We start from the raw sequence: 2,085 nt of genomic DNA, 5'->3' as shown, positions 1-2,085 counted from the left end.
TCCGACCCCGAAAGGGGATTTAATTCAATGTAAAGCCGTCCTATAAGGACGGGGCTTCAGACCCAGTTTTTTGGTGAAAAGTTCGCGAGAAATGCGGAATATGCGAGCTGGCTACCGTAGTTTGTATTATCGCACTCACACAGCAATTCGCCAGTGCCGACCCAGTTCGATCGCACTCAAAAGCTCGAATCCACAAACAATTTGCCGGCGACTGTCCGGTTTCTACCCCAGCTTGTAGGGTAAACCCCACCAGTCAAGCAGAACTCATAAATGCTTGAATTAAAATTAAAGAACCTTTAGTTGTAATTTAATTACAGTAGGTGCTAAAAATGCAAAATCCTAATTATAACTCTCCCTCTAACTCCCACCAAATCAATACTATGTCAACTAAAAATATGCCTGCTACAACTGTGCGTTCTCGCCGTTCTTCTTTGCCGAAAAAACTGGCTTTTTTATCTCTCATTTTGCTCGGTTCCACCGCAACTGTTGGGTGCAACGCCCTAACTTCTCAAGTTCCTGGAAGTTCTAACGCCATTCAAGCTGAACCTTCAACTACAGCGCCAATCTCAGCATTGCCTGCCAATATACTTCCCTCTCAAGACTCTAATTTTGTCAGTAAAGTTGTGCAGGAAGTCGGGCCGGCAGTGGTGCGGATCAATTCGTCTCGCACGGTGACGAACCAAGTTCCAGATGAGATACCCGAGCAATTCCGCCGCTTCTTCGGTTCAGAATCTCCGATTGCGCCGGGAAATCGGGTAGAAAGGGGTTCAGGTTCGGGTTTTATTTTTGGTTCAGATGGCCGCATTTTGACTAACGCTCACGTTGTTAATGGCGCGGATACGGTGACGGTAAAACTGAAGGATGGCCGCGAATTTGTCGGCAAAGTTTTAGGCGTAGATACAGTTACTGATGTGGCTGTTGTTAAAATAGAAGCTAACAATTTGCCTGTGGTGAGTTTGGGCAAATCTGAAGAGTTACAGCCGGGAGAATGGGCGATCGCGATCGGCAATCCCCTCGGTTTGGACAATACTGTGACTGTGGGAATTATTAGCGCTACAGGCCGTTCTAGCGCCGATGTCGGTGTTCCCGACAAGCGCGTCAGCTTTATTCAAACCGACGCTGCGATCAATCCCGGCAATTCTGGTGGGCCGCTGCTGAACCAGCGCGGTCAAGTTATCGGCATGAATACGGCGATTATTCAAGGCGCTCAAGGATTGGGTTTTGCTATTCCGATCGATCGAGCACAACAAATTGCCAACCAATTAGTAACAGTAGGAAAAGCCGAACATCCTTATCTCGGCGTTCGGATGTTGAGCATTACTCCCGCAATCAAGAGAGAATTTAATCAAAATCCCAACACCAAATTGAGGCTGACTGAAGATAAAGGCGTGTTAGTTTTGGGAGTTGCGAGAAATTCTCCGGCGGCACAAGCTGGAGTTCGCGTTGCCGATGTGATCAAGAGAATCAATGGTGCAGAAGTCAGCGATGCTGGCAGCGTACAGCAAATTGTCGAGAAAAGTACAGTGGGCAGCGATCTGCAGCTTGAATTGAGCCGCGGCGGACAACCTGTTACTGTGGCGGTGAAAGCGGGTGCTTTTCCAGCGGATCAGCAGCGGTAGAATTGTTGATTGAAACTTAGATATTGCACCATTGTCAATAATCCTTTTAGGAACAGGCTTTCCGGCCTGTTCCACAAGAAAATTAATCTCTTGTGGAACGGGCCGGAGAGCCCGTTTTTGAGAATGCTGCAAGAGGTGAGTTTTAATCGGCTTGGTCTGTGAGACGGGGTTTAATCCCCCGTCGGGATGTGGGGGGTACTCATTGTTACCATAATTTATAGAAATCGAACATGAAAACCCCGTGACTTTAGTCCGGGGATGAAAGGGAGAAGGAGGCTTTAGCTTCCCAGTATCTTTCATTAGATATTAGGATTGCAACTTAGGATACAACTCTGTAAAGTCTTGTAAACACTTTGATGATATTAAGCTAGTGCTGTTAGCATAAGAAGAACGTGATGAGGTCGAAGTCATGCTAGTTTTTGAATTCAAAGCATACGGAAAAAAGCAGCAATTTGCCGCTGTAGAC

The 2,085-nt window shown here is 46.8% G+C and carries 1 protein-coding gene; it reads left to right on the top strand.

The genetic code is table 11. From position 1 onward, the window contains the following. The first annotated feature begins 329 nt into the window (after positions 1-329). Positions 330-1,619, top strand: a complete 1,290-nt coding sequence (locus QUB39_RS30360) for an HhoA/HhoB/HtrA family serine endopeptidase (protein ID WP_333057605.1) — start codon at positions 330-332, stop codon at positions 1,617-1,619. The last annotated feature ends 466 nt before the right edge of the window (positions 1,620-2,085 follow it).

The sequence above is a fragment of the Microcoleus sp. AT8-B5 genome (assembly GCF_036705565.1).
In the GTDB taxonomy this organism is placed as follows: Bacteria; Cyanobacteriota; Cyanobacteriia; order Cyanobacteriales; family Microcoleaceae; genus Microcoleus.
The sequence above is the reverse complement of the archived record's forward strand: the minus strand, read 5'-3'. Positions and strand labels throughout refer to the sequence as shown.